Here is a 24,115-nt window from a genome sequence, read left to right as displayed (position 1 = left end):
CGGGCGGCGGCGCCTACATCACGTGCTTCAGATGCGCGGCGGGGACCCGGAACACCTCGGCCAGCTCGGGCTGCGCGCGCAGCTGCTCGACCAGGCCCTCGGCGTTCGGCACCACCTGCGCGTCGAGCCGTTCGGCACGCTGCTCAGGCCCGCCGATTTCGCTGCGCTTCGCCCCCTTGACGAGATGCGTCGCCAGGCGCAGCATCGCGGCGCCACCATCGCGGGTGCCGCTGAGCGTGGTGCCGGCGTCGTCCCGGTGTACCGTCACGCCGACATAGCCGGCGCCGCGCAGCAGGGTGGCGATATCTTCAACCAATTTTTGATCCTTGTTCATTTTTATCTTCCTTTTATGCTGGGATTAGGCCGAGACCGGTGTTGAAACTGGCGTTTTGCACCTGGATTGCGGGCGTCTTGCTGCCGTTTCCCGGCAGGTAGTACATGGTGCTGAACTTCACATCCTTGGTGACCGCCAGCAATCCGGGCAGCATACTCAAGACCTTCTCTTTGACGATCGGCATGGCCGCCTTGATGCCGGCCACGCCGGCGTCGTGGCAGCCGAAGGGATAGCCGCCGTCCAAGGTAAACCAGACGCCGTCGAGCTTCACCTGCAGCTTCTTGTTCGCGTCGATGAACAGGAACAGGAACACCGAGATGGTGCCGTCGATGTCGGTACAGATGATCGGCGTTTCGATTTGGTAATCGAAGCTCACCTTGAGCAGCATGTCCGTGGGCAAGTGCGCGCCCGCCGACTGCAGGAAATAGGGCACGTTCATCCACGGCACGGCCTGCACCCGCAAATCGCTCCTCATCATGGCCTTGGCCGACATCAGCAGTTTGGAGACCAGGCCGACGTGCTCGTTGGTGTTGATCAGCCTACCGAGATCGATCGTGTGTTCGTTGTCCGGGCGGTGGTGCATGACCATGGTGGAGCTGTTCGGAAACGACTTGGAGAAGCCGGGGTTCCCCGCTTCGGCGACATTGTGCACGGTGCACAGACCGTTGAAGAAGCCCTGAAAAAATGTGTATGTACTTGTGACTGACATGATGCGTTTTTCCTGTAGAGATAGACTTGAGGGATTGCGCCGAACAGAAGAGGCCGCGCCCGCTCAACACGAGCGCGCCGCCGCTGCCGGCATGGAACTACCGTTACCGCAGTACAAATGGAAACCGGCGCCGCGTGTCGCAAACTGCAGCGGTCGCGCCGTATCCACAGACGCTAAGTTACAGACCGGCCACCCACAAATGACTTGCAAATGTTCAATCATCGGCGGGAGAAAAACGCGCGCACAAATGCAAACCGGGCCTGGCGCCGGTTGCTTCATTGCTGCGTTGTGGTAGTACTGGAAGTGTCAGCCGGCCAGCAGGCTGGCGATGGTGCCGAGCAGCACCGGCTCCTGGAAGGGTTTGCCGAAGTAGGCGTTGACGCCCAGCCCCAGCGCGACGTTGCGGTGCTTGTCGGCGCTGCGCGAGGTGATCATGATGATCGGCACGGCCGCCGTGCGCTCGTCGCCGCGCACGTTGCGGGTCAGGTCGAAGCCGTCCATGCGCGGCATCTCGATATCGACCAGCATCAGGTCGGGCACCCGGCCCTGCAGCTGTTCGAGCGCATCGACGCCGTCCTTGGCCAGCAGCACCTGGTAGCCCTCGCGCTCGAGCAGGCGCTGGGTGACGCGGCGCACCGTCAGCGAATCGTCGACCACCATGATGGTCTTGCCCTGCGCCGGCGGCAGCGCCGGGCTGTCGCCGGCCGCCGCCGCGTACTGCGCCTGCAGTTCCGGATGCTGGGCCAAATGCTGGGCCAGCGCCACCGGGTTGAGGATCAGCACGATGTCGCCCGAGCCGAGCACGGTGGCGCCGGCGATGCCGACCATGCGCGCCAGCTGCGGGCCGACGTTCTTGATCACCACCTCGCGGTTGCCGAGCACCTCGTCGACCTGCAGCGCCAGCCGCTCGCTGCCGCTCTTGAGCAGCAGCACGGGACTGGAGCGCTGGCCGGCCGGGCGTGCCCGGCCCTCGCCCAGCAGCACCGGCAGGTAGTGCAGCGCGGCCTGCTGGCCGTGGCTGGCGATGTGGCCCTGCCGCCAGGCCTCGGCCAGCGCCGCCTCCTTCAGCTGCAGCACCTGCTCGACCAGCACCGAGGGCAGCGCGTAGGTCTTGCCGCCGGCGCCCAGCAGCACCACCTGGGCCACCGCCAGGGTCAGCGGCAGGTGGATGGTGAAACGGGCGCCCTTGCCCGGCTCGGAGAACAGGTCGACGCGGCCGCCCAGGGCCTGCGCCTCGGACTGCACCACGTCCATGCCGACGCCACGGCCGGACAGCTCGGTGAGCGCCTCGGCGGTGGAGAAGCCCGGCGCGAAGATCAGGTTGGCGGCCTGCACGTCGCCGATCTCCTCGCCGGCGGCCAACAGGCCGAGGCTGGCCGCCTTGGCGCGGATGCGCGCCAGGTCCAGGCCGCCGCCGTCGTCGGAGAAGTCGATCACCACCTCGTTGCCCTGCTGGCTGACCTGCACCAGCAGCTCGCCGGTTTCGTTCTTGCCGGCGGCGGCGCGCGCGGCGCGCGTCTCGACGCCGTGGGCGATGGCGTTGCGCAGCAGGTGCTCGAAGGGCGCGGCCATGCGTTCGAGCACGCTGCGGTCGATCTCGACGGCGCCGCCGCGAATGTCCAGGTTGACGCGCTTGTCGACCTCCTTGGCGCTCTGCCGGGCGACGCGGAACAGCCGCTCGGCGATGCTGGCGAAGGGCACCATGCGCACCCGCATCAGGTCGCGCTGCAGGTCGCGCGTCAGGCGCGCCTGCCGCACCAGTTCGTCGCCGGCGCTGTCGACGCTGCGGCTCAGGCTCTCGTGGAAGGAGGCGACGTCGTTGACGCTCTCGGCCATCATGCGGGTCAGTTCCTGCAGGCGGGTGAAACGGTCGAACTCGAGCGGGTCGAACTCGCGCTCGCTCGACACCGCCATGCGCGAGGCGATCTGCGATTCGGCCTGCATCTCCACCTCGCGCAGCTGGCGGCGCAGGCGGGCCAGGTTGTCGGAGAAGTCGAACAGCGAACCGCGCAGCGAGGCGACCTCGCTCTCCAGCCGCGAGCGCGAGATCGACACCTCGCCGGCCTGGTTGACCAGGCGGTCGAGGATGTCGGCGCGCACCCGCACCAGCGCCGTCTTGGCGGCCGGCGCCTCGTCCGGCGCGTGGGGCTGGGCGGAGGCCGGCTCGGCCATGCTGTCCACCGTGGCCGCCGTGGCCGCCGTGGCGCGGCCGTCGGCGCCGCCGGACGGGCTTGGCGCGGCGTCCGCCGGCGCCTGCTGCAACTGCTCGAACAACAGCATGGCGTGGTCGTAGTGGGCCAGCAGCTCGTCGAAGGCCTGCGGCGTGGCGCTGCCGGCGTGGACCATGTTCTCGATGTGGGTTTCGATCTCGTGGGCGTGCTGGCCGAGGCGCATCGCGCCGGCCATGCGCGCGCTGCCCTTGAGCGTGTGCAGGATGCGCAGCAGCGACTGGGCCGGGGCGGCGTCGGCCGGGGCGGCGTGCCAGGCGCGCAGCAGTTGGCCCACTTGCGGCAGCAGGTCGGCGCCCTCCTCCAGGAACACCGGCAGCAGGTCGGCGTCGATCTCGTCGTGGAACAGCGCCGGCGCGACGGCCAGCAACTCCGACGCGGCCGCCAGCGGCAGGATGGTGGCGGCGAAGGACAGCGCGGCATCGGTTTGCAGCGGCGACGCGGTGGCGACTTCGGCCGGGCCTCCAGCTCGGCCAGCGGTTCGGGTTCGGGTTCCGGCTCCGCCACGAGCTCGGGTGTTGGTTCGGCCTCGGCTCCGGCCTCGGCCCCAACGTCGGTTTCGGCTTCGGGTTCCGCGTCCACTTCGGATTCCGACTGCGCCACCGGCGCTGGCTCGGCGTCCGGCACGCTTGGCGCGGCGATCTGGGTCAGCGCCGGCTCGTCGAAGGCGTCGTCGAAGGCGGAGTTGAACAGGTCGTCGATGTCGTCGGCGGTGCTGACGGGCTTCGGTTTTTGCACCACCGGCGCCGGCTCCTCCAGCGGAATCGTGCCGCTAATGCTGTTGAAGCACTGGCGAAACAGCGCGTCCAGCGGCGTCGCGTCGACCTCGTCGGCTGCGGGAGCGGCCGGCTGGACGGGCGGCGCCGTGATGCTTTCCATCGTCTCGGCCAGCAAGCTGTCCAGGCGGGCCTCGATGTCGTCGCTGGCCGCCGGCGCGGTCGCCGCCAGTTGGGCGCGCAGGGCCAGCAGCGCGGCAACCAGCTCCGGCTGCGCGGCGGGCATGTCGCCCTGGGCGAAGCTTTGCAGCATCTGGCGTATCCGCTCGATGGTGAAGTCGAGCAGATCGTGCTGCGCCGGGTCCAGATGCGGCGCCGGCGGCAGCAAGGCCTCCAACGTCATCTCCAGCGCGTGGGCCAGCTCGCGCAGCGCCATGAAGCCGACCGTGGCGGAGGTGCCGGCCAGCGTGTGCGCCGCCTGCAGCGCCTCGCCGCTGACGGGACGGCGCGGCTCGTGGCGCCATTCGCCGAAGTCGCGCGCCAGCAGGCGCACCAGCTCGTCGGTCTCGGCCAGATAGATGTTGAACAGCGGCAGAGGGATGTCCAGCTCGCCGATGTGCTTCAGATTGTCGTCGCGGGCGGGGCGCGGCGCGCTGATGCTCGGGAACTCGATCACATTGCCGGCCGGCGTGGCGCTTGGCGCGGGCGCCGGGACGGCGGCCTCAACGAGCGGCTCGGGCGCGTCGTCCGGTGGCGGCGCGAGCGCCTCGAGCTGCTCGCCGACCTGCTCGTCGGCCTGCGTTTCGGCCTGCGTTTCGACCGGCGTTTCGGCCGGCGCCATGGCGAAGGCGCCGCCCTGCTGCACCACGGCGGCGGCGGCGACCAGCGCGGCGCCGTCGCGCGCCGAGCGGCCGCCGGCGGCCAGCTCGGCCACCCACAAGCCCAGCTCCTGCGCGGCGTGCTCCAGCAGCGCGAACAAGGCGTCGTTGGCCGGCCAGGCCTCGGCCAGCCAGACGTTCATCACCCGCTCGACGCTGGCGGCGGCGTCGGCGAAGTGGCCCAGGCCGACCATGCGGCCGCTGCCCTTGAGCGTGTGGAAGGAACGGCGCAGCATGCTCAGGTTGTCGACGCCGCCGGCCAGTTGGCGCGGCTGCGCCAGCGTGCGGTCGACGAACAACAGCACCTCGCGCGCCTCGTTGATGAAGATGTCGAGCAGCTCGGCCTCGACGGCGGCGTCGCTGGCCGGCGCCGGCGGCGCGACCTGCGGTCCGGCCGGCGGCGGCGCCGCCGGCATGGCCTCGTCGAGCAGCGGCACGGCGCCGGCCGCCGCGATCTTCTTGAACGGCAGCGAGCGGAAGGTGCCGCGCTCGGCGTCGAAGGCGAAGCGCTCGCGCGCGCCGGCGACGTTCTGCGCCAGCATGTCGACAAAGAAGCCGAGCGCGCCGACGTTCTGCGCGATCTCGTCGAGCGCGCGGGCCTGCTGCGCCGCCTCGCCCTGCCCCTCGGCCAGCTGGCGCACCGCCTCCCTCACCTGCAGCACGGCGCGCATGGCCTCGTCCTGGTCGAGCATGGCCAGGGCGCCGTGCAGCTGGTGCAGGGTCGGATCGAGCGCGCCCAGCGCCGGCCGCGTGGCGGCGTCGACGTGGTATTCGTCGAGCACCTTTTCGACCTGGCGCAGGCCGTTTTTCATTTCGGCCGACAAGGCGGCCACCGTGTCGTCCTGGCGCATGCGCTGGGCCAGGCCGCCCTGCCACTGGGCCGGCTGCGGCGGCGTCTCGCCGGCCACCAGCGCCAGCAGGCGCGCGCCGATGGTGTCGGCGTGGGCGCTGAAGTCGTCGGGCAGGTGGCGGATCTGCTCCAGGCCGTGTTCGGCGAACAGCAGCGCGGTGGCCATCTCCAGCGCCAGCTCCTCGCCGCGGCCGGCGCTGACGGCGCGGGCGGCGACGTCGGCCAGCTGGCGCAGCAGCGTGCTCAGCGCGGCCAGCCCCAGCGTGTCGCAGTGCTGCGCGCCCTGGCGCAGGGCGGCGTCGAAGGCGGCGCCCTGCGCCGGGTCGATCGGCGCCTCGGCCAGGCCGTCCCAGCTGGCCTTGGCCTGCGCCATGCCGGCGCGTGCGCCGGCCAGCGCCTGCTGGTCGATCTGGCCGTAGCGGCGCGCCTCGTAGTCGGCCGGCAGCAGGCCGTCGAGCGCGAAGGCGCGGCGCAGCTGGCGCGCCACCGGCGCGGCGGCGGCGGAGTCGGAACGGGAGTCGGCATCGTCCTCGGCGTCGAGGTCGGCGGCGGCGATAAAGAACAGCGCGTCGCGCAGCATGCCCTCGGGCTGGGCGGCGCTGCCCTGGCTGAGGCGGCGCATTTGCAGATTGATCAGGCCGAACAGCTGCTTGACGTACAGGCCGCCGGCCACGCGGCCGGCCGCCACCAGCTCGGCGAAGCCCTGCTGCGCCAGCCAGAAGGCGCGCGCGGCCGGTTCGCGCTGGGCGCCGGCCACCAGGGCCACGGCGTCGCGCAGCGCGGCGGCGTGCTCGCGCTGCCGCGCCGCGTCGGCGCTTTTCAGGTAGGGCAGCAGCGCCTTCTCGAAGCGCTGGCGCCAGGCCGCGTAGTCGGCAATCCCATCGGCCGTGCCGGCGGCGGCCGGCGCCAGGGCCGCCGTGGCGGCCGCCGACAGGTCGGGGAAGAACAGGTCGGCCGGGTGGATGCGCTCGGCGCCGAGCATCTCCAGCGCCGCGCGGTAGTAGGGGAACAGGCGCGCCGGCTGCGGCGCGGCGCCGTCGAGCAGCTCCTCGAGGTATTCGACCAGCGCCTGGTACGACTGGGCGACGACGTGGACGTGGTCGGCGCTGCATTTGAGGCTGCCGTCCTTGAAGCGTTCGAGCGCCTGCTCGGCCGCCGCCGTCAGCAGGGCGACGCCGTCGACGTCGACCATCTGCAGCGCGCCGTGGGCCTGGTGCAGGTGCGACTTGGCGTGCCGCAGCTGGGTCGCCTGGTCTTCCGCCGCCCGCCCGCCCGCCTCGAACAGCGCGGTGCGCGAGCGCGCCAGCGCCTCGCGGATCTCCACCATCACCCAGGACAGGGGTCCGGTGTCGAATTGCGCCTGCGCTGGGTTCGGAACATCAGTCTTCATGCTTGCTCGGCCTTTCAATGGATGCGCGCGGGCGGTTGCCGGCCGCCCGCGCGTGGGGTGGTGCCGCTCAGGCCGCGATGCGGAAGCGCGACACCGAGTTTTTCAATTCCTGCGCCAGCTGCGACAGCAGCTGGATCGACTGCGCGGTCTGCTGGGTGCCGCCCTGGGTCTGCTCGGTCACCGTCAGGATGTGCTGGATGTTGCGCGCCACGCCGTTGGCCGAGGTGGCCTGCAGCCCGGTGGCGAAGGAGATCCCGGAGATCAGCTCGGCCAGCCGGTTCGACACCTGGCTGATGTCGTTGAGGGCGGCGCCGGCCGCGTCGGACAGGCGCGCGCCCTCGACCACGCCCTGGGTCGAGCGCTCCATCGCCGCCACCGCGTCGTGGGTGTCGGTCTGGATGGTGCGCACCAGCGCGCCGATCTGCTTGGCCGCCGCCGCCGAGCGCTCGGCCAGGCGCTGCACCTCCTCGGCCACCACCGAGAAGCCGCGCCCGGCCTCGCCGGCCGAGGCGGCCTGGATCGCCGCGTTCAGCGCCAGCACGTTGGTCTGCTCGGTGATGTCGGAGATCAGCTCGGTGATCTCGCCGATCTCCTGCGACGACTCGCCCAGCCGCTTGATGCGCTTCGAGGTCTCCTGGATCTGCTCGCGGATCTCGTGCATGCCCTTGATGGCGTTCTCCACCGCCGTCGAGCCCTGCCGCGCCGCCGCCACCGACTGGCGCGCCACGTCGGCCGACTCGCTGGCCGAGCGCGACACGTCGGTGATCTCGCCGGCCATCTTGACCACGGTGGCGCTGGCGTCCTCGATCTCGCGCGACTGCCGCTGCGAGGCCAGCAGCAGGTCGCTGGCGATGCCCTGCGCCCGGCCGGAGGCCTCGGTGACCTGCTCGGCGGTGCTGGTGACGCGGCCGACCAGGCCGCGCAGCTCCTCGACCGTGTAGTTGACCGAGTCGGCGATGGCGCCGGTGATGTCCTCCGACACCGTGGCCTGCACCGTCAGGTCGCCGTCGGCCACCTCCTGCAGCTCGTTCATCAGGCGCAGGATGGCCGCCTGGTTCTGGTCGTTCATCGCCTTGGCCTCCTCCTCCTGGCGCTGCGACTGCTGGCGCATCGCCTCGGCCTCGCGGCGGCGCCGCTCGGCGCCGCGGGCGCGGTTGTGCGAGTCCTGCAGCAGCACGCGGCCGATGGCGGCGGCCGCCGTCAGCGTCAGCAGGCCGCCGGCCACCATCAGCCAGAAGGTCAGGTCGAGCGAGTCCTGGTCGGCGCGGTAGGCCTGCTGCAGGGTGGCCAGGTGCTGGCGCAGCGTCTCGTTCTGGCCAAAGATGAGCTGCTCGGCGTTCTTCGCGGCGCTGAACTTGTCGAGGTTGTCGAGGATGGCGCCGACCTGCTTCTGGTAGTGTTCGAAGGCGCCCTTGACGGCCTCGAAGCGGCCGCGCAGCTCGCCGTCGCGGCTGGCCGGCAGTTGCAGCGCGGCGCTGCCGTTGAGGAAGCCGTCGATGGTGGCGCGGAACACCGTGGTGTCGCGCCCCAGCTGGAAGGCGGTCTCCGAGCTGATGCCGCCGGAGGTGAGGAACTCGCCGGCGCTGCGGCTCATGCGCTGGGTCAGCATGGTCAGCCGGCCGATCGCCGCCAGCTCGTGGCCGCTGCCGCCGCGCGCCAGCTTCAGCGCCGAGATCTCCTCGCACATCGCCAGCAGGCGCGGCGAGGCGGCGTTGATCTCGCGCAGGGCGTGGTCGAAGCCGCCCAGGTCGGCCTTCAGCAGCAGTATGGTGGCGGCCGCCTGGTCTGAGTTGTTCCACTGCTGGCGCGCCGCCGCCACCACCGGCGCCAGGGCGGCGCGCGGCGCGGCGATGCCGCGCCCCTGGTAGTTGCCGCCGCCGGCCATCAGGCGGAAGTCGTCGTTGAGCTCCTTGCGGCTCTCCTCCAATTGGCGGAAGGCCTCGGCGTTGCCCTGCACGGCGTTGGGCGCGGCCTTGCCGATGCGCTGCGAGTGCATCAGCGCGTCGCTGGCCACCTGGGTCTGGGTCGAGCGGCCGGCGCTGCGCACCGTGTTGAGCGCGACGAACAGCACCGACAGGCCGAGGCTGACGGCCAGCGTGCTCGACAGGATGCTCAGTTGGCGCTGCGGCGGCAGGTGGCCAATCAGCGGCAGCTTCAGGCCGGGGCCGGCGTCGGCCGGCGCGGCGGCGCCGCCACGGCGGCGGATGACGTCGCGCAGGCGCAGCGGCGCGTCGGCGTCGGCCGCGCCGGCGGCCGGCGCGGCCACCGGCGGCGCGGCCACCGGCGGCGCGGCGGCGCCGAGGAACTGCGAGTCGCCGGCGTCGGCAAAGGCCGAGTCGGGGCCGTGGCCGTGCCCGGCCCGGTCGCGCGAGAATAAACCCTTCATGAATCCCATTCCACCGTCTCCCATTCGTGCGGCCAGGCCGACTACAAACCGACTTGCAAAAAGCGCGGCTCGCGCAGCAGCAGCGCCAGGTCGAGCCGGGTCCAGTGGGCGCCGTCGCGCTCGCGGAAATACTGTTCGCACCAGGGCGCGGCCGGCGCCGCCGCGGCCGGCGCGGCGGCCGGCTCGAGTTCGTCGAGCCGGCGCAGGCCCAGCACCTGCTCGACCAGCAGCGCGCAGGGGCAGCCCAGGCCGGGCGCGAAGCTGACCAGGCGCGCCTGCGGCCCGCCGGCCACGCCGCCCAAGTCGAGGTAGCGGGCCAGGTCGACCACGCCGCACAGCGCGCCGCGCAGCTTGGCCAGGCCCAGATACCAGGGCTGCGCCAGCGGCACCGTGGTCAGCGCCTGCGGCGGCGCGATCTCGCCGATCTGCGTCAGGTCGAGCAGGAAGCGGCGCCCGCCCAGCTGCACGCCGAGCTCGCGGCCGCCGGCCACCGGGCCGCTGGCGGCCGCCTGCACCCGCTCGAGCAGCTGCACCTGGTACTGGCGCAGACGGCTGCGCCGCTCGGCGCCGTCGGGCGCCGTCACGGGATCGCGGCCGCTGGCGCCCATCGCCTAGCTGGACTCGCCGGGGGCGGCGCTGCGCTTGAGCTCCGCCAGGTCGAGCGCGGCGATGCAGGCCAGCAGCGCCGCCGCGTCGACCGGCTTGACCAGGTAGTCCTTGGCGCCCTGGCGCAGGCCCCAGATGCGGTCGGTCTCCTGGCTCTTGCTCGAGCAGATGATCACCGGCACGTCCTGCAGCGTCGTGTCGCGCGCGATGGCGCGGGTCACCTGGAAGCCGTTCGGGCCGGGCATGACCACGTCCATCAGGATCAGCTCGGGCTTGTCGGCGCGGATCTTCAGCAGCGCCGCCTCGCCCGTTTCGGCGCTGCTGACGGCGTAGCCGTTGCGCTCGAGGATGTCGGTCAGGTAGTAGCGTTCGGTCGCCGAGTCGTCGACGATCAGGATGCGGTGGATGGGCATGGGGTGCCTGCGGCTTTCTTATGCATGGGGGGGCGGGACGGCCGCGCCGGCGGTGTGCTCGCGCACCGCCGCCAGCAGGCTGTCCTTGCTGAAGGGCTTGGTCAGGTAGGCGGCCGAGCCGACCATGGCGCCACGGGCGCGGTCGAACAGGCCGTCCTTGGACGACAACATCAACACCGGCGTGGCGTGGAAGCGCGCGCTCTTCTTGATCAGCGCGCAGGTCTGGTAGCCGTCCAGGCGCGGCATCAAAATGTCGCAGAACACCAGCGCCGGGTGGTGGTCGTTGATCTTGGCGAGCGCGTCGAAGCCGTCCTCGGCCAGCACCACCCGGTAGCCGGCCTGGCTCAGGAAGATCTCGGCGGAGCGACGGATCGTGCTGCTGTCGTCGATCACCATGATGGTCAAACCTGTCGATTGCGGCGTCGTCGTCATAGTCGGTTCACTGGGATGAGGCTACACGATAGCATAGCGCGGTGCCGCCGCGCGCCGGCGACGGCCCGGCCGGGCGGATATTAGAACGCCACCATCTCGAAATCGTCCTTGCGGGCGCCGCATTCCGGGCAGGCCCAGTTCATCGGCACGTCGGCCCAACGGGTGCCCGGGGCGATGCCCTCGTCGGGCAAACCGGCCGCCTCGTCGTAGACCCAGCCGCAGATCAGGCACATCCAGGTCTGGAACTGCTGCGTTGTTTCGTTGCTACTCACGTTCGCCCATCCTTCTATCTAGTAAAATGCTGAATTAGGTATCTTAATCTACCCGCCGTGCAAAACCAAACTTCTCCTCTCATATTCAGCTTCGGCGTCGCCGATCCGGTCGGCGCCATCGGCGTCCAGGCCGACCTGGCGGTGTTCGCCGCCCACTCCTGCAACGGCATCTCGGTGACCACCGCCCTGCTGATCGGCGACAGCGCGCGCATCGAGGACCAGCAGCAGATCGACCCCGACTGGGTCAGCGACCAGGCCCGCGTGCTGCTCGAGGACATGCCGGTGGCCGCCTTCAAGGTCGGCGCGCTGGACAACGTCGAGCACGTCTCGGCGATCGCCGAGATCCTCTCCGACTACCCGGACGCGCCGCTGATCCTCGACCCGTTCAGCTCGCGCATGCCCGAGCAGCCCGACGACGGCGAGCACGAGGAGCTGCTGACGGCGCTGCGCCAGCTGCTGATCCCCCAGGCCACCCTGCTGATGCTGTCGCAGGTCGAGCTGGGCCGCCTGGCCGAGACCTGGCGCGAAAGCGCCGACGAGACCATGGAGTCCGACGTCGAGCACCTGCTGGCGCTGGGCTGCGAATTCGTGCTGGTGACCGGCACCCCGGCCGGCGTGGGCGGCGAGGCGGCCCAGGCGGCCACCCTGGCCAACACCCTGTTCGGCGCCGACGGCATGATCAGCCACGACACCTGGCAGCACCTGCCCGGCCCCTTCATCGGCGCCGGCGGAACGCTGTCGGCGGCGATCACCGCCAACATGGCGCGCGGCGCCGACGCCATCGAGGCGGTGCTGGCGGCGCAGGAATACACCGTCGGCGCGCTGGCCAACGCCCAGCGCTACGGCATGGGCAAGCTGGTGCCGAACCGCTTCTTCATGCTCAACGCCGCCGCCGCCGCGCCGGCCGCCGGCAGCCAATGAGCGTCGACGGGCGCCGCCGGCCTGACGCGGCCCGGCCTGACGTGGCCCGGCCGAACGCGGCCCGGCCTGACGTGGCGCGGCCGAACGCGGCCCGACCGATCCACCGGCGCGGCGCCGGGCCGCCGCCCGGCGGCTAGCCCGCCCGGACCGCCGGCGCCGCAGTTCCCCCTACAACCTTGTGAAGAACCGACCATGACCACGATCTCCAACAACGACACGCTGTTCGCCCGCGCCCAAAAAACCACCCCCGGCGGCGTCAACTCGCCGGTGCGCGCCTTCCGCTCGGTGGGCGGCACGCCGCGCTTCATCACCCGCGCCGACGGCCCCTACTTCTGGGACGCCGACGACAAGCGCTACATCGACTACATCGGCTCCTGGGGCCCGGCCATCGTCGGCCACGCCCACCCGCAGGTGGTCAAGGCGGTGCAGGAGGCGGCCACGCGCGGCCTGTCGTTCGGCGCGCCGACCGAGGGCGAGGTGCTGATGGCCGAGGAGATCTGCCGCCTGGTGCCGTCGATCGAGCAGGTGCGCCTGGTCTCGTCGGGCACCGAGGCGACCATGAGCGCGCTGCGCCTGGCGCGCGGCGCCACCGGCCGCGACAAGATCGTCAAGTTCGAGGGCTGCTACCACGGCCACGCCGACTCGCTGCTGGTCAAGGCCGGCAGCGGCCTGCTCACCTTCGGCAACCCCACCTCGGCCGGCGTGCCGGAGGACTTCGTCAAGCACACCCTGGTGCTCGACTATAACAACGTGCAGCAGCTCGAGGACGCCTTCGCCAACATGGGCGGCGAGATCGCCTGCGTCATCGTCGAGCCGGTGGCCGGCAATATGAACCTGATCAAGGCCAGCCCCGAGTTCCTGCAGGCCATGCGCCGCCTGTGCACGGCGCACGGCGCCATCCTGATCTTCGACGAGGTGATGTGCGGCTTCCGCGTCGCCCTCGGCGGCGCCCAGCAGGTCTACGGCATCGTGCCCGACCTGACGGCGCTGGGCAAGGTGATCGGCGGCGGCCTGCCGGTGGCGGCCTTCGGCGGCAGCGCCAAGCTGATGAGCCACATGGCGCCGCTGGGCGCCGTCTACCAGGCCGGCACCCTGTCGGGCAACCCGGTGGCGGTGGCGGCCGGCATGACCACCCTCAAGCTGATCCAGGAAGAGGGTTTCTACGAGCGCCTGGGCGCCAGCGCGCGCCGCCTGGCCGACGGCCTGACCGCCGCCGCCAAGGAGGCCGGCGTGGTGTTCTGCGCCGACGCCATCGGCGGCATGTTCGGCCTGTACTTCAGCGCCACCCCGCCCAACAACTACGCCGAGATGATGGCCGGCGACCGCGAGCGCTTCAACGTCTTCTTCCACCACATGCTCGACGAGGGCGTCTACTTCGCGCCGGCCGCCTACGAGGCCGGCTTCGTCTCGGCCCAGCACGACGACGCCGTGATCGACGCCACCATCGAGGCGGCGCGCCGCGTCTTCAAGAAGCTGGCCGCCTAGTCCAACCCCGCCCCCCCCGTCTGTGGCGCCGCCCGCGCCCCGGGTTTGGGGACTCGGCGTCCCCGTCTGACCCCGTACGGGGTCAGACCCCTGGCTTCTGCGGGGTCAAATCCCTGGTTTCCGGGGCCAGTCCCCCGGCCTTGCGGCCCGCTCCGCTCCCGCCCGATTGAAAGAATATTTCATTTTTTGCTAAAATTTGAAATATTTATCAATGTGTGAATGTTGGTGAATATTTAAGCAGTGCAAACGCGGCATAATCAGACTCTTGATTTGATAGCGACACCGGCATGAAACTGATAGCGGAAAAACGGTCCAGGACGGACAAATACGACGTGCTGCGCTTCGTGCGCAACAACGGCAGCTGCGGCGACACCCTGATGCCGCGCCAAGGCATCCTGCCGCACGACCTGGTGCACTACGTGGTCGAGTCGGCGCTGCCGCTGCGCTTCGGCTTTCTCAGCCTGCTGGCGCGCGGCGCCGAGGTGCAGGCGGTGATGGACGAGGTGCACGACAAGGGCAACCCCCACGTCGCCCAGGAGGCGGTGCAGGCCGAGGCCATCGTCGAGGGATTGCAGACCCAGTTGTGGGCCGGCGCCTTCGACCTCGACGCCTTCCTGGCCGGCGCCGCCAGCGCCTGCACGGCGCGCGAGCGCAAGCCCTTCGACTTCGGCCAACTCGACGTCAAGAGCGCCTTGTTCGACCGCGCCGTCGCCCTGCACCAGCAATGGCAGGCGGCACCCTACTACAGCACCCTGTCGCTGGAGTTCAGCCCGCGCGCCCTGTAAGCCGCACTGAGCCAGATCAAACCGCGCGCAAGGCGCCGGAACCGCCCCGCCAGCACACCGGTCTAAACCATGAAACCCCTCGGGAGCACATCATGGTTCTGGCCGACATCCTCCATACCGCCTTCCCCGTCTGCGCCGACCCGGCCGGCTGGGCCGAGGCGCTGGCCGCGCCGCTGGCGCGCTTCGACATCGGCCAACACCGGCTGTGCCACTTCCTCGCCCAGGTCGGCTACGAGTCGGGCCAGTTCGAACCACACGCTGGAGAACCTGATGTACAGCTCGCCGGCGCGGCTGGTGCAGGTGTGGCCGCGGCGCTTCCCCAGCGAGGAGGCGGCGCGGCCCTACGTGGGCCAGGATCAGCTGCTGGGCAATTTCGTCTACGCGGGCAAGCTGGGCAACGGCGACCCGGCCAGCGGCGACGGCTACCGCTTTCGCGGCCGCGGCCTGATCCAGATCACCGGCCGCAGCAACTACGCCGAGGCCGGCCGCGCGCTCGACCTGGACCTGCTGGCCAGGCCGGAATTGTTGGAACAAAAGGGGAATGCGGCACTCAGCGCCGCCTGGTTCTGGTTCAGCCGCGAGCTCAACCCGCTGGCCGACCAGCCGGCCGACGAGCGGCACATGGAGAACTTCAGCCGCATCAGCGAGCGCATCAACGGCTCGACGCGCAGCGTGCCGGAGCGCTACCAGCTGTACCGCCGGCTGGCGCCGCTGCTGGCCTGAGCCCGCGCAGCAGCCCCACCCCGCGACGCGAGCGTCGGGGTCTGACCCCGTACGGGGTCAGACCCCTGGCTTGCGGGGCTGCCCTCCGCTGCGCCACCTACCGGCCCTTCGCCGCCTACTTGAGCCAGCCGCGCCGGCGGAAGTACCAGAACGGCGCGATGGCGCTGGTGAGCATCAGCGCCAGCGCGAAGGGGTAGCCGAGCGTCCAATCGAGTTCGGGGAACCAGCCGTGGAAGTTCATGCCGTAGATCGAGGCGATCAAGGTCGGCGGCAGGAAGGCCACGCTGGCCACCGAGAAGATCTTGATGATCTTGTTCTGGTTGATGTTGATGAAGCCGACCGTGGCGTCCATCAGGAAGTTGATCTTGTCGAACAGGAAGGAGGTGTGGCCGTCCAGCGATTCGATGTCACGCAGAATCTGCCGCGCCTCCTCGAACTGCTCCGCGTTGAGCAGGCGGCCGCGCATCAAAAAGCTGACGGCGCGGCGGGTGTCCATCATGTTGCGGCGGATGCGGCCGTTCAAGTCCTCCTCGTGGGCGATGGCGTTCAGCGCGGCGGCCGCGTCCTGGTCGGTGAACTCCTCCTGCAGCACGCGGCCGGAGACCTCTTCCAGGTTCTGGTAGATGCCCTCGAGGGCGTCGGCCGAGTATTCGGCGTCGGTGGCGTACAGGTCGAGCAGCACGTCCATGTAGTCGGCGATCGAGCCGGGCCGCGAGCGGGCGCGCATGCGCACCAGGCGGAACACCGGCAGGTCGTCGGTGTGCACCGAGAACAGCATCTTGCGCGCCAGGATGAAGGCCACGGTGACGATGCGCGACGGGCCGTCGTCCTCCTCCAGCAGGAAGTCGGTGCGCAGGTGCAGGTCGCCGTTCTCCGCCTCGTAGTAGCGGGCCGAGGCCTCGATGTCCTTGACTTCGTCCTCGCCCGGCAGGGTCACGCCATAAATCGTCTTGACCCAGGCCCGCTCGTCGTCGTTCGGATCGGTCAGGTCTACCCAGACCGGTTCCACGTTTTCCAGGTCTTCGCGCGAGTCGATGGGAACCTGGTTGAGCCGGCCATTTTGCAGGACAAAAACATTAATCATGGGCACTCTCAGCCGACGGTTGGTATGGGCGGCGACCCCGCGCGGCAGGGTGCGGGCGGGCGGGGGTGACGCGGCTTGGCGGGCGCGGCCCCGTTCAGGTGCGCCAAATTCGAAACAGCGCAAGTGTACCCGCAAAGCCCTTTTGCCGACCACCCCGGCGTGCTATTTTTTACACGGCCATGCGCGCCGGCGCGCTCAGCGCGTTGCCTTTTCGATCATCTTATCCTGCATGCTAGCCGGCCCCGCCTCGGCCGGCTCGGCCTTGGGCGCCCGGGGTGGCTCGATGCCGCGCGTGTCCAGCGGCTTGACCACGCGGCTGCTCGGATTGGCCGCCGTGCAATCGACGTCCGACAGCACGGTCTTGCCGTCGATGAGGCACTTGCGCAGCACGCCGGCCGGCGCGGGGGCCGGCGCAGCCACGGGCGCGCCGCCCTGCCCTGCCCGCTGTTGTTGATGCTCCACCGTCTGGCCGCGCAGCCGCGCCAGCGCGTCGGCGAACAGGTTGCGCTCCTGGCGCATCGACATCAGCGCCGCCATGGCGACGGCCGCCAGCGCCGCCATCACGATCGCCACCTGGATCAGACCGATACCGCGCTGCCGCTCCATCGCACCCTCCTTGGCGCCACCTAGTTGATCAAGGCAATTCGGCCGAGCCCATGCGGCGCAGGATCACCCCGGTGCGCCGCGCCAGGTAGCCGGAGTCGCGGTGCTTGTCGAAAAAGCGTGGATTGGGCAGCATCACCGCCAGCTTGGCGGCCTGCGCCGCGCCCAGCTTGGCCGCGCTGACGCCGTAGTAGTGCCGCGCCGCCGCCTCGGCGCCGAACACGCCGGTGCCGAACTCGACCACGTTCAGATAGATCTCAAAGATACGCTCTTTGTCCATCATCGTCTCGAGCATATAGGCGATGGCCAGCTCCTGCCCCTTGCGCAGATAGCTGCGCGAACCGGACAGGAACAAATTCTTGGCCAGCTGCTGGGTGATGGTCGAGCCACCCGACACCACCTTGTGCTTCCTGTTGTTCTTTTCATACGCCTTTTGCAGCGCCTCCCAGTCCACCCCCTCGTGCTCGGAGAAGTTGGCGTCCTCCGAGGCGATGATGGCCCGCTTCAGATTGTTGGAGATGCGCGCGTAGGGCACCCACATCTGCTGGATGTTGGCGTTCGGGTTCTTCTGCTGCAACGCGCTCTGCTGCTCGCGCATGAAGCTGCTCATGGCCGGGTTGTGGTCGACCCACCAGCAGATATGCAGGAAGTAATACAGCTGCACGAACAGCACCAGCAGCACGGGGATGATGAAGATCCACTTCAACCAGCCGCCGCGCCGTGGCGCCTTGCCGCCGCGCGCGGCAGCCCGGCTCACAGGGCGGCCCGCAGCTGCGCCAGCACGGCGGCCGTGTCCGGCCGCACGCCGCGCCAAACGGCGAAGGCCTCGGCGGCCTGCTGCACCAACATGCCCAGGCCGTCGCGCGTGCGCGCGCCGTGGGCGGCGGCGAACCGCATGAAGACGGTCGGCTCCTTGCCATACATCATGTCCAGCGCCAAGGTGGCGGGGCCGAACACGCCGGCCGGAATCGGCGGCAGCTCGGCGCTCAGGCTGGCCGAGGTGGCGTTGATGACGATGTCGAATTCGCCCTCGATGCCGGCGAAGCCGCAGGCCGACACCACGCCGGCGCCGCCCAGCGCGGCGAACTGCTGCACCAGCGCCTCGGCCGTGGCCACGGTGCGGTTGGCGATCAGCAGCTTGGCCGGGCAGTGTTCCAGGATCGGCAGCACGACGCCGCGCGCGGCGCCGCCGGCGCCCAGCAGCAGCACGCGCTTGCCGGCGATGGCCGTGCCGGCGTTGTCGACGATGTCGGCCACCAGGCCGGCGCCGTCGGTGTTGTCGCCGATGATGCCGTCGGCCGTGAAGTGCAGCGTGTTGACCGCGCCGGCCGCCTGCGCCCGCATGGTCAGCGCCTGCGCCACCTTGCAGGCCTCCAGCTTGAAGGGCACGGTGACGTTGGCGCCCTTGCCGCCCTCGGCCATGAAGCCGCGCACGGCGGTGAAGAAGCCGTCGAGCGGCGCCAGCCGTTTCTCGTACAGCAGTTGCTGGCCGGTCTGGGCCGCGAAGGCGGCGTGGATGTCGGGTGATTTACTATGGGCAATCGGGTTGCCAAACACGCAGTAGCGGTCCATCTGGTCCATGGTTTAGTGTCCTCCAGCGTTCATGTCGGCCTGCAGCCGGTCTTCGCGGGTGAATTTGAAGGTGGTGATGATGACCCACAGGTCGTCTTTTTCGTTCGACAGCATATTGGGCGGGAACTTGCCGAACGGCGCGGAGCGGCGCACGATGTTCAGCGCCGCAGCGTCGAGCGCGGCGTTGCCCGAGCTGCGGTCGATCTTGGCGCCGCCGTCGCGCTGGTAGATGGTGCCGTCCTGGAACACCGGGATCGAGATCACCAGCTGTCCGTACAGCTTGCGGCCGTTCTGCTGCGGGAAGTTCAGCGTGCCGACGTCCTCGATGCGCTTTTGCATCGTCTTGTAGTAGATCGCGTAGCCGACCCCGCGCGTGCTCGGCGTGACGAAGGTCTTCTTGGGCCGCTTGTTCTGGTCCTCGATGGTCTCGCTGATCTCGGCGCTCATGCGGGCGATGGCCTTGCTGGTTTCCAGCAGGTCGGCGCCGCTGGGCGCCGGGTCGGGCTTGTTCTTCTCCGTCACCGGCGCGGCGGCGAAGGGCTTGGGCCTGGCCTGGGTCAGCAGCTCGCTCTGCTTTTGCTCCAGCTCGCTGATGCGGCGCTTGACCGCCTTCACGCTGTCGCCGGTCTCGACCTTGCGCATGTCCGGCAGCGGCGACTTGCTGCGGCCCTTGTCGACCGTGCCGCCGCCGTCCAGGTTGGCCTGGGCCAGCGCGTCGGCCTTCAAGGGCGCCTTGTTGTGCTTGGCGTTGACCAGGATGACCTCGAGGCCGGGGTCGGTCGGCTGCAGGCGGAACGCCGTCGGCGCGACGAAATGCACCGCCAGCAAGGCCCCATGGACCAGCAGGGAAATGCCGATGGCGGTGTAGAGGAAGCGGTTTTCTTGGAAGGACTTCACGCGATGCCGGGCGGATGGTTGGAACGAAAGATGGCCTGATTCTACGTCATGGCACCGGACGGCTGCGATATTTTTGTGTGCGGCGGGAAGTTTTGCTTGTTGGCGCGGCAAGCCAGAGTCAGACCCTAGGGTCAGACCCTAGGGTCTGACCCTCGATTCGCCGGAGTTAGCCAGCCGGCGGCGTGGCGCCGGCCTCGCCGTCCGCCTCGACCACTTCGACCTCGATGTCGGCGGCGCCCTCCAGCGTGGCCGCGTCGGCCCCGGCTTCCGGCGTGCCGTCGGCACCTTCCTCGTCCTCGTAGTCCAGTTCGGCGTCGGCGGCCACCGTGGCGGCCGCCGGAATCTCCAGCAGGCGCGCCTCGATCGACAGGTCGACCTCGTCCCAGCGCAGGATGTCGAGCTTGACCTGGGCGCCGCGCGCCACCTGCGGCATGCCCGGCAGCTTGATGATCAGCGGAATGTCCACCAGGCGCAACACTTCATCCTTCAGCACCACCGCCTCGACCTGGCGCGCGTTCTCCTGGCCCAGCCAGCGCAGGCACCAGTAGCGCTCCATGTTCGACTGGAAGTCGCCGTAGGCGGCGTAGGCGGCGTCGAAGGCCGAGACGATGGCGAACAGGTTGGCGTCCTTCGGCTTGAACGGCGCCACCAGCGGCGCCGTCACGCCGTGCTCGGCGCAGGCCAGGATCTGCCACTGGTTGACCAGGTCGGTGTAGCGGCGCAGCGGCGAGGTGCTCCAGGCGTACTGGTCGACGCCCAGGCCCTGGTGCGGCGCGGCGTGGGTGACCATGCGCACCTGCATCTTGGCGGCCCAGCCGCCGCTGCCGCCGCCCTGGGCGCGGTAGATGCCGGGCACGCCGTGCTCGTGCATCAGCTTGCCCCAGGTGCTGTTGGCGAAGATCATCAGCTCGGCGACGATCTTGTCGAGCGGCGCGCCGCGCTTGCGGCGGCTGACGGTGACCACGTCGTCCTCGACGTAGAAGTTGAAGTCGACGCGGTTGTTCTGTTCCGGCTTCAGGCCGAAGCCCTCGCGCTTGGCCATGCGGCCCTGCTCGAGCTGCTGGGCCCATTGCCACAGCAGCGCCAGCTCGGCCTTGTGGGCGTATTCGCCCACGCCGCTGGCCAGGGTTTCCTCGTTGACCAGCTCGTCGAGGTCGTTGTGGCGCAGGTTGTTGGCGATCGGCACCATCTCGGCGCGCGTCTCGGTCTTGACCACGCTCCAGTCGGCCGGGTCCAGCGTGGCGTACAGCGACAGCGCCGGGCAGGTCTTGCCCTCGGCCAGGGTGAAGGCGTTGACGATGGCATCGGGCAGCATGGTGATCTTGTCGCCCGGCATGTAGACGGTGGACATGCGGCCGCGCGCCATCTTGTCGACCACGTCGTCGGGCTTGATGCCCAGCGCCGGCGCGGCGATGTGGATGCCGACCTTGACCTTGCCGTCGGCCAGGTGGGTGATCGAAAAGGCGTCGTCGATCTCGGTGGTGGTCACGTCGTCGATCGAGAAGGCCCGCACCCCGGCCAGCGGCAGCTTGCTCGGCGCCTGCGGCACCGGCACGTCGGGGAAGCCGGCGCCACGGGGGAAGTTCTCGAACAGGAACTTGGACATGTGCAGGTCCCTTCGGCGAGGCGATGCCGCCGGTGGCCAGCATCAGCCGCTGCGGATTGCTGTGCAGCTCGTTGCAGGCCGCCTCCATCGCCTTGTACTCGATGGAGTTCTTGTCCGGCTTGAACAGCAGTTGCAGCACGATGTTCTGCATCGATTCCGGCAACTGGTTGGCCTTCAGCTGCTCGACATACTCGGCCTGGACCAGCGCCTGCTGCTTCTTCTTCTCGATGCCGGCCTGGGCCGCGCGCAAGGATTGCTCCGGCGCCGCCTTGTAGCGGCCCCGGCCTTTTTTATAGAAGTAGATCGGCGCCGTGTGCAGGCTCAGGATCAGGCCGGCCGCCTCGAAGGGCAGCGGGGCGTGGCCGAAGTACTCCACGCCCAGCTCGGCGAAGCCGAACTCCTCCTCGCCGGCCACTTCCCACAGGAAGTCCAGGTCGATCTCGGCGGCCACTTTCTTGGCCTGCTCGTGCAGCTCGGCCGGCGCCGGCTTCTCGTACTGCAACAGCACGTCCTTGACCTTGACCTTGGTGCGCTTGCCGCTGGCCATCTCCACCTGATAGGCCTCGCCCGCTTGGGAGAGCACGGTGCCGACCTTGAAATCGCCGGATTCTTCAAAAAATAGGTTCATTGCTAGCTTCGATTCATCATTATTGTTGTGTTGTTCTGCAATACCAGGTCCAGCACGCTAGGCAGGAAGACCTCGGTAACCAGCAGCAATCCTTGGTGGCGCCGATACAAACAGCGCCGGGCATACAGTATCTGTTCGGGCGGCACCGGCCCGCCCGCTCCGTTCAAGCCGCCCAGCGCCAGCCGGGCCCGCTCGTGCAATGGGTGGCCGCCGCGCAGGCGGGCGAACTCCAATTCGCCGCGCCGCACCTGCGGGTCGCCGAACAGCGTCGAGCCGAGCGAGCGTTCGCCCAGCGCGCTGAACAGCGGCCAGTCGCTGGCCGTGGCCGCCACCGGCACCGCCGTGTGGGCGTACACCACCGGCGTATTATCACACCGCAGCAGCACTTCGCGTTCCCAAACCCGGCCGGCGCGCGGCAAACCGATCGCCGCCGCCTCGTCGCTCAGGCAGCGGCCGCTGCGCTGGCGCAGGCGCTGCACGCGGAAGGCCAGGCTGTGCGCCTTCAATTTGGCCGTCAGCGAGGCGCCGGTGGTGAGCCAGTGGCGCAGCGCGGCCGGCGCGTTGACGCCGCCCACATGTTCTATCCAACGTGCCTGGCGCAGCGACGATGGCCGTGCCGGCCCCGTCACCGCCCCGCCCCGACGCCGCAAAAGGCCAGCACCGGCGCCACGTGCCCGGCGAACTCGCCGATGGCGTGGTCGCTGCCTTCGATCAGGTGCTGGCGCGCGCCCGCATAGTGCGCCAGCATGTCGCGATAGTCCAGCACTTCGTCGCCGGTCGCGGCGATCAGGAAATAGCGCTCGGGCCGGCTGATTTCTGCCACCGCCAGCGCGTCCAGCTCGGCGATATATTCCTGTTTGAACTCGAACGGTTCGTCCGAGTGGAACTGGGTGGTGACGCCGACATGCTGGTCCAGGTTGCGCAGCGGCGTCACCGCCGGGTTCAGCACCACGGCGCGGCAGCCGACGCGCTCGGCCAGCCAGGTGACGTAATAGCCGCCCAGCGAGGAGCCGATCAAGCACAACTGGTCGGCCGGCACGCCTTCGATCAATTCAAGCGCCAGCGCCATCGCCGCCGCCGGCGAGGCCGGCAGTTGCGGGCAGACGAAGTCGGCGGCCAGGCCCAGCTCGGCCATGCGCTCGCCCACCAGACGCGCCTTCATCGAGCTGGGCGAGGAACGGAAACCGTGCAGGTACAGGATCATCGCGCCAGCGCCTCGAGGATCTTCTGGTGCACGCCGCCGAAGCCGCCGTTGCTCATCACCACGATCTGGTCGCCCGGGCGGGCGGCGGCGGCGATGGCCGCCACCAGCGCGTCGATCTGCTCGTAGGCCGAGGCCTTGGCGCCCAGCGGCGCCAGCGCGTCGGCCAGGCTCCAGCCCAGCGCCTCGCGGCTGCCGAAGCCGAACACCAGGTCGGCCTCGGCCAGGCTGCCCGGCAGCGCGTCCTTCATGGCGCCCAGCTTCATGGTGTTCGAGCGCGGCTCGAGCACGGCCAGGATGCGCGTCGCCGCGCCGACCTTCTGGCGCAGGCCGCCGACGGTGGTGGCGATGGCGGTCGGATGGTGGGCGAAGTCGTCGAACACGGTGACGTCCTTGACCACGCCGCGCACCTCCATGCGCCGCTTGACGTTCTCGAAGCGGGCCAGCGACTGCGCCGCCTGGGCGATCGGCACGCCGACGTGGCGCGCCGCCGCGATGGCGGCCAGCGCGTTGGCGCGGTTGTGCTTGCCGGTCAACTGCCACTCGACGCGGCCCGCCGTCTCGCCGCGGAACAGCACGTCGAAGCTGCCGTCGGCGTGCTCGTTGAGGGTCCAGTCGGCGCCGGCGCCGTGGCCGAAGCCCTCGTGCTCGCTCCAGCAGCCGCGCGCGACGACGCGCCGCAGCGATTCCTCGTCGGCGTTGACCACCAGCCGGCCGATGCCGGGCACGGTGCGCACCAGGTGGTGGAACTGGGTCTCGATGGCGGCCAGGTCGGGGAAGATGTCGGCGTGGTCGTATTCCAGGTTGTTCAGCACCGCCGTCTTGGCGTGGTAGTGGACGAACTTGCTGCGCTTGTCGAAGAAGGCGGTGTCGTACTCGTCGGCCTCGATGACGAAGAAGGCCGTCTCGGCGCGCTTGCCGTCGGCGTGGCCGGACAGGCGCGCCGAAATGCCGAAGTTCATCGGCACGCCGCCGATCAGGAAGCCCGGCGCGTAGCCGGCGTCCTCCAGGATCCAGGCCAGCATGGCCGAGGTGGTGGTCTTGCCGTGGGTGCCGGCGACGGCCAGCACCCATTTGTCGCGTAATATATGTTCGCCCATCCACTGCGGCCCGGACACATAGGGCAGGCTGCGGTTGAGGATGGCCTCGACCAGCGGATTGCCGCGCGAGACAACATTGCCAATCACATAAAGGTCGGGATTGAGTTCGATCTGCTCGGGACCGAAGCCCTGGATCAATTCGATGCCCTGGGCTTCCAGCTGGGTGCTCATCGGCGGATAAACGTTGGCGTCGCAGCCGGTGACGCGGTGGCCGGCCTCTTTCGCCAGTACGGCAAGGCCGCCCATGAAGGTGCCGCAGATGCCGAGTATATGAATATGCATGTTGTGAGTTGCGT

General features: G+C 69.6%; 20 protein-coding genes and 3 pseudogenes. 4 read left to right on the top strand and 19 right to left on the bottom strand.

Going from position 1 to position 24,115, the window contains the following annotated elements; translation table 11 throughout:
• Positions 1-13: 13 nt before the first annotated feature.
• The 10 genes and pseudogenes from QC826_RS02855 to QC826_RS02820 form a co-directional block, all read right to left on the bottom strand.
• Positions 14-334 (bottom strand): hypothetical protein, encoded by a 321-nt coding sequence (locus tag QC826_RS02855; RefSeq protein ID WP_279764316.1) that lies wholly within the window; start codon positions 332-334, stop codon positions 14-16.
• Between the two features lie 13 nt (positions 335-347).
• Positions 348-1,043 (bottom strand): hypothetical protein, encoded by a 696-nt coding sequence (locus tag QC826_RS02850; RefSeq protein WP_279764315.1) that lies wholly within the window; start codon positions 1,041-1,043, stop codon positions 348-350.
• A 306-nt stretch (positions 1,044-1,349) separates the two neighbouring features.
• Complete coding sequence (locus tag QC826_RS31535; RefSeq protein WP_409567855.1) at positions 1,350-3,215, bottom strand: response regulator; 1,866 nt, start codon at positions 3,213-3,215, stop codon at positions 1,350-1,352.
• A 174-nt stretch (positions 3,216-3,389) separates the two neighbouring features.
• Positions 3,390-3,548 (bottom strand): annotated as a pseudogene (locus QC826_RS31530) (Hpt domain-containing protein); the annotation flags it as partial.
• A gap of 797 nt (positions 3,549-4,345) precedes the next feature.
• Positions 4,346-5,281: pseudogene (locus QC826_RS31525) on the bottom strand (Hpt domain-containing protein); the annotation flags it as partial.
• A 1,891-nt stretch (positions 5,282-7,172) separates the two neighbouring features.
• Entirely contained in the window at positions 7,173-9,500 is a 2,328-nt protein-coding gene (locus tag QC826_RS02840; RefSeq protein WP_409567752.1) for a methyl-accepting chemotaxis protein, read from the bottom strand.
• Positions 9,501-9,532: 32 nt separating this feature from the next.
• Entirely contained in the window at positions 9,533-10,099 is a 567-nt protein-coding gene (locus tag QC826_RS02835; protein ID WP_279764313.1) for a chemotaxis protein CheW, read from the bottom strand.
• A 3-nt stretch (positions 10,100-10,102) separates the two neighbouring features.
• Positions 10,103-10,510, bottom strand: a complete 408-nt coding sequence (locus QC826_RS02830) for a response regulator transcription factor (RefSeq protein WP_279764312.1) — start codon at positions 10,508-10,510, stop codon at positions 10,103-10,105.
• 18 nt (positions 10,511-10,528) lie between these two features.
• Positions 10,529-10,942, bottom strand: coding sequence for a PleD family two-component system response regulator (locus tag QC826_RS02825; protein ID WP_279764311.1), 414 nt, complete (start codon positions 10,940-10,942; stop codon positions 10,529-10,531).
• Positions 10,943-11,022: 80 nt separating this feature from the next.
• Complete coding sequence (locus QC826_RS02820) at positions 11,023-11,175, bottom strand: rubredoxin (protein ID WP_093382643.1); 153 nt, start codon at positions 11,173-11,175, stop codon at positions 11,023-11,025.
• Between the two features lie 96 nt (positions 11,176-11,271).
• On the opposite strand from QC826_RS02820, the gene QC826_RS02815 reads away from it, so the two are divergent.
• From QC826_RS02815 to QC826_RS02800, 4 genes are all read left to right on the top strand, one after another.
• Positions 11,272-12,135 carry a bifunctional hydroxymethylpyrimidine kinase/phosphomethylpyrimidine kinase gene (locus tag QC826_RS02815; protein ID WP_279764310.1) on the top strand — a complete coding sequence of 288 codons (864 nt, stop codon included), beginning with the start codon at positions 11,272-11,274 and terminating at the stop codon, positions 12,133-12,135.
• 192 nt (positions 12,136-12,327) lie between these two features.
• Positions 12,328-13,620: a glutamate-1-semialdehyde 2,1-aminomutase gene (hemL, locus tag QC826_RS02810; RefSeq protein ID WP_279764309.1), complete on the top strand. Its 1,293-nt coding sequence runs from the start codon at positions 12,328-12,330 to the stop codon at positions 13,618-13,620.
• Between the two features lie 287 nt (positions 13,621-13,907).
• The gene (locus tag QC826_RS02805; protein ID WP_279764308.1) at positions 13,908-14,405 is read left to right on the top strand and encodes a hypothetical protein; all 498 of its coding nucleotides are present in this window, start codon (positions 13,908-13,910) and stop codon (positions 14,403-14,405) included.
• Between the two features lie 270 nt (positions 14,406-14,675).
• Positions 14,676-15,128 carry a glycoside hydrolase family 19 protein gene (locus QC826_RS02800; protein ID WP_279764307.1) on the top strand — a complete coding sequence of 151 codons (453 nt, stop codon included), beginning with the start codon at positions 14,676-14,678 and terminating at the stop codon, positions 15,126-15,128.
• Between the two features lie 115 nt (positions 15,129-15,243).
• Here the strand turns inward: QC826_RS02800 and corA are convergent, their stop codons facing one another.
• The 9 genes and pseudogenes from corA to mpl form a co-directional block, all read right to left on the bottom strand.
• The gene (gene corA, locus QC826_RS02795) at positions 15,244-16,212 is read right to left on the bottom strand and encodes a magnesium/cobalt transporter CorA (RefSeq protein ID WP_279764306.1); all 969 of its coding nucleotides are present in this window, start codon (positions 16,210-16,212) and stop codon (positions 15,244-15,246) included.
• A gap of 195 nt (positions 16,213-16,407) precedes the next feature.
• The gene (locus QC826_RS02790; protein ID WP_279764305.1) at positions 16,408-16,818 is read right to left on the bottom strand and encodes a DUF4124 domain-containing protein; all 411 of its coding nucleotides are present in this window, start codon (positions 16,816-16,818) and stop codon (positions 16,408-16,410) included.
• 28 nt (positions 16,819-16,846) lie between these two features.
• A complete protein-coding gene (gene mtgA / locus QC826_RS02785; protein WP_409567853.1) occupies positions 16,847-17,521 on the bottom strand; it encodes a monofunctional biosynthetic peptidoglycan transglycosylase in 675 nt (224 codons plus the stop codon).
• A 47-nt stretch (positions 17,522-17,568) separates the two neighbouring features.
• On the bottom strand, positions 17,569-18,387 hold the full coding sequence (gene aroE / locus QC826_RS02780; RefSeq protein ID WP_279766365.1) for a shikimate dehydrogenase: 819 nt from the start codon (positions 18,385-18,387) through the stop codon (positions 17,569-17,571).
• A 12-nt stretch (positions 18,388-18,399) separates the two neighbouring features.
• The gene (locus QC826_RS02775; protein ID WP_279764303.1) at positions 18,400-19,284 is read right to left on the bottom strand and encodes a TonB family protein; all 885 of its coding nucleotides are present in this window, start codon (positions 19,282-19,284) and stop codon (positions 18,400-18,402) included.
• 166 nt (positions 19,285-19,450) lie between these two features.
• Positions 19,451-21,518 (bottom strand): annotated as a pseudogene (locus tag QC826_RS02770) (ribonuclease catalytic domain-containing protein).
• Positions 21,519-21,520: 2 nt separating this feature from the next.
• A complete protein-coding gene (locus tag QC826_RS02765; protein WP_279764302.1) occupies positions 21,521-22,093 on the bottom strand; it encodes a chorismate lyase in 573 nt (190 codons plus the stop codon).
• 50 nt (positions 22,094-22,143) lie between these two features.
• Entirely contained in the window at positions 22,144-22,722 is a 579-nt protein-coding gene (locus QC826_RS02760; RefSeq protein WP_279764301.1) for a YqiA/YcfP family alpha/beta fold hydrolase, read from the bottom strand.
• Positions 22,719-24,101: a UDP-N-acetylmuramate:L-alanyl-gamma-D-glutamyl-meso-diaminopimelate ligase gene (gene mpl, locus QC826_RS02755; RefSeq protein WP_279764300.1), complete on the bottom strand. Its 1,383-nt coding sequence runs from the start codon at positions 24,099-24,101 to the stop codon at positions 22,719-22,721. The genes QC826_RS02760 and mpl overlap by 4 nt, the downstream gene beginning before the upstream one ends.
• Between the last annotated feature and the right edge of the window lie 14 nt (positions 24,102-24,115).

The sequence above is a fragment of the Rugamonas sp. DEMB1 genome (assembly GCF_029834475.1).
Classification (GTDB): domain Bacteria; phylum Pseudomonadota; class Gammaproteobacteria; order Burkholderiales; family Burkholderiaceae_D; genus Rugamonas; species Rugamonas rubra.
Note: the sequence above shows the minus strand (reverse complement) of the source record. Positions and strands in the feature narration are given on the sequence as shown.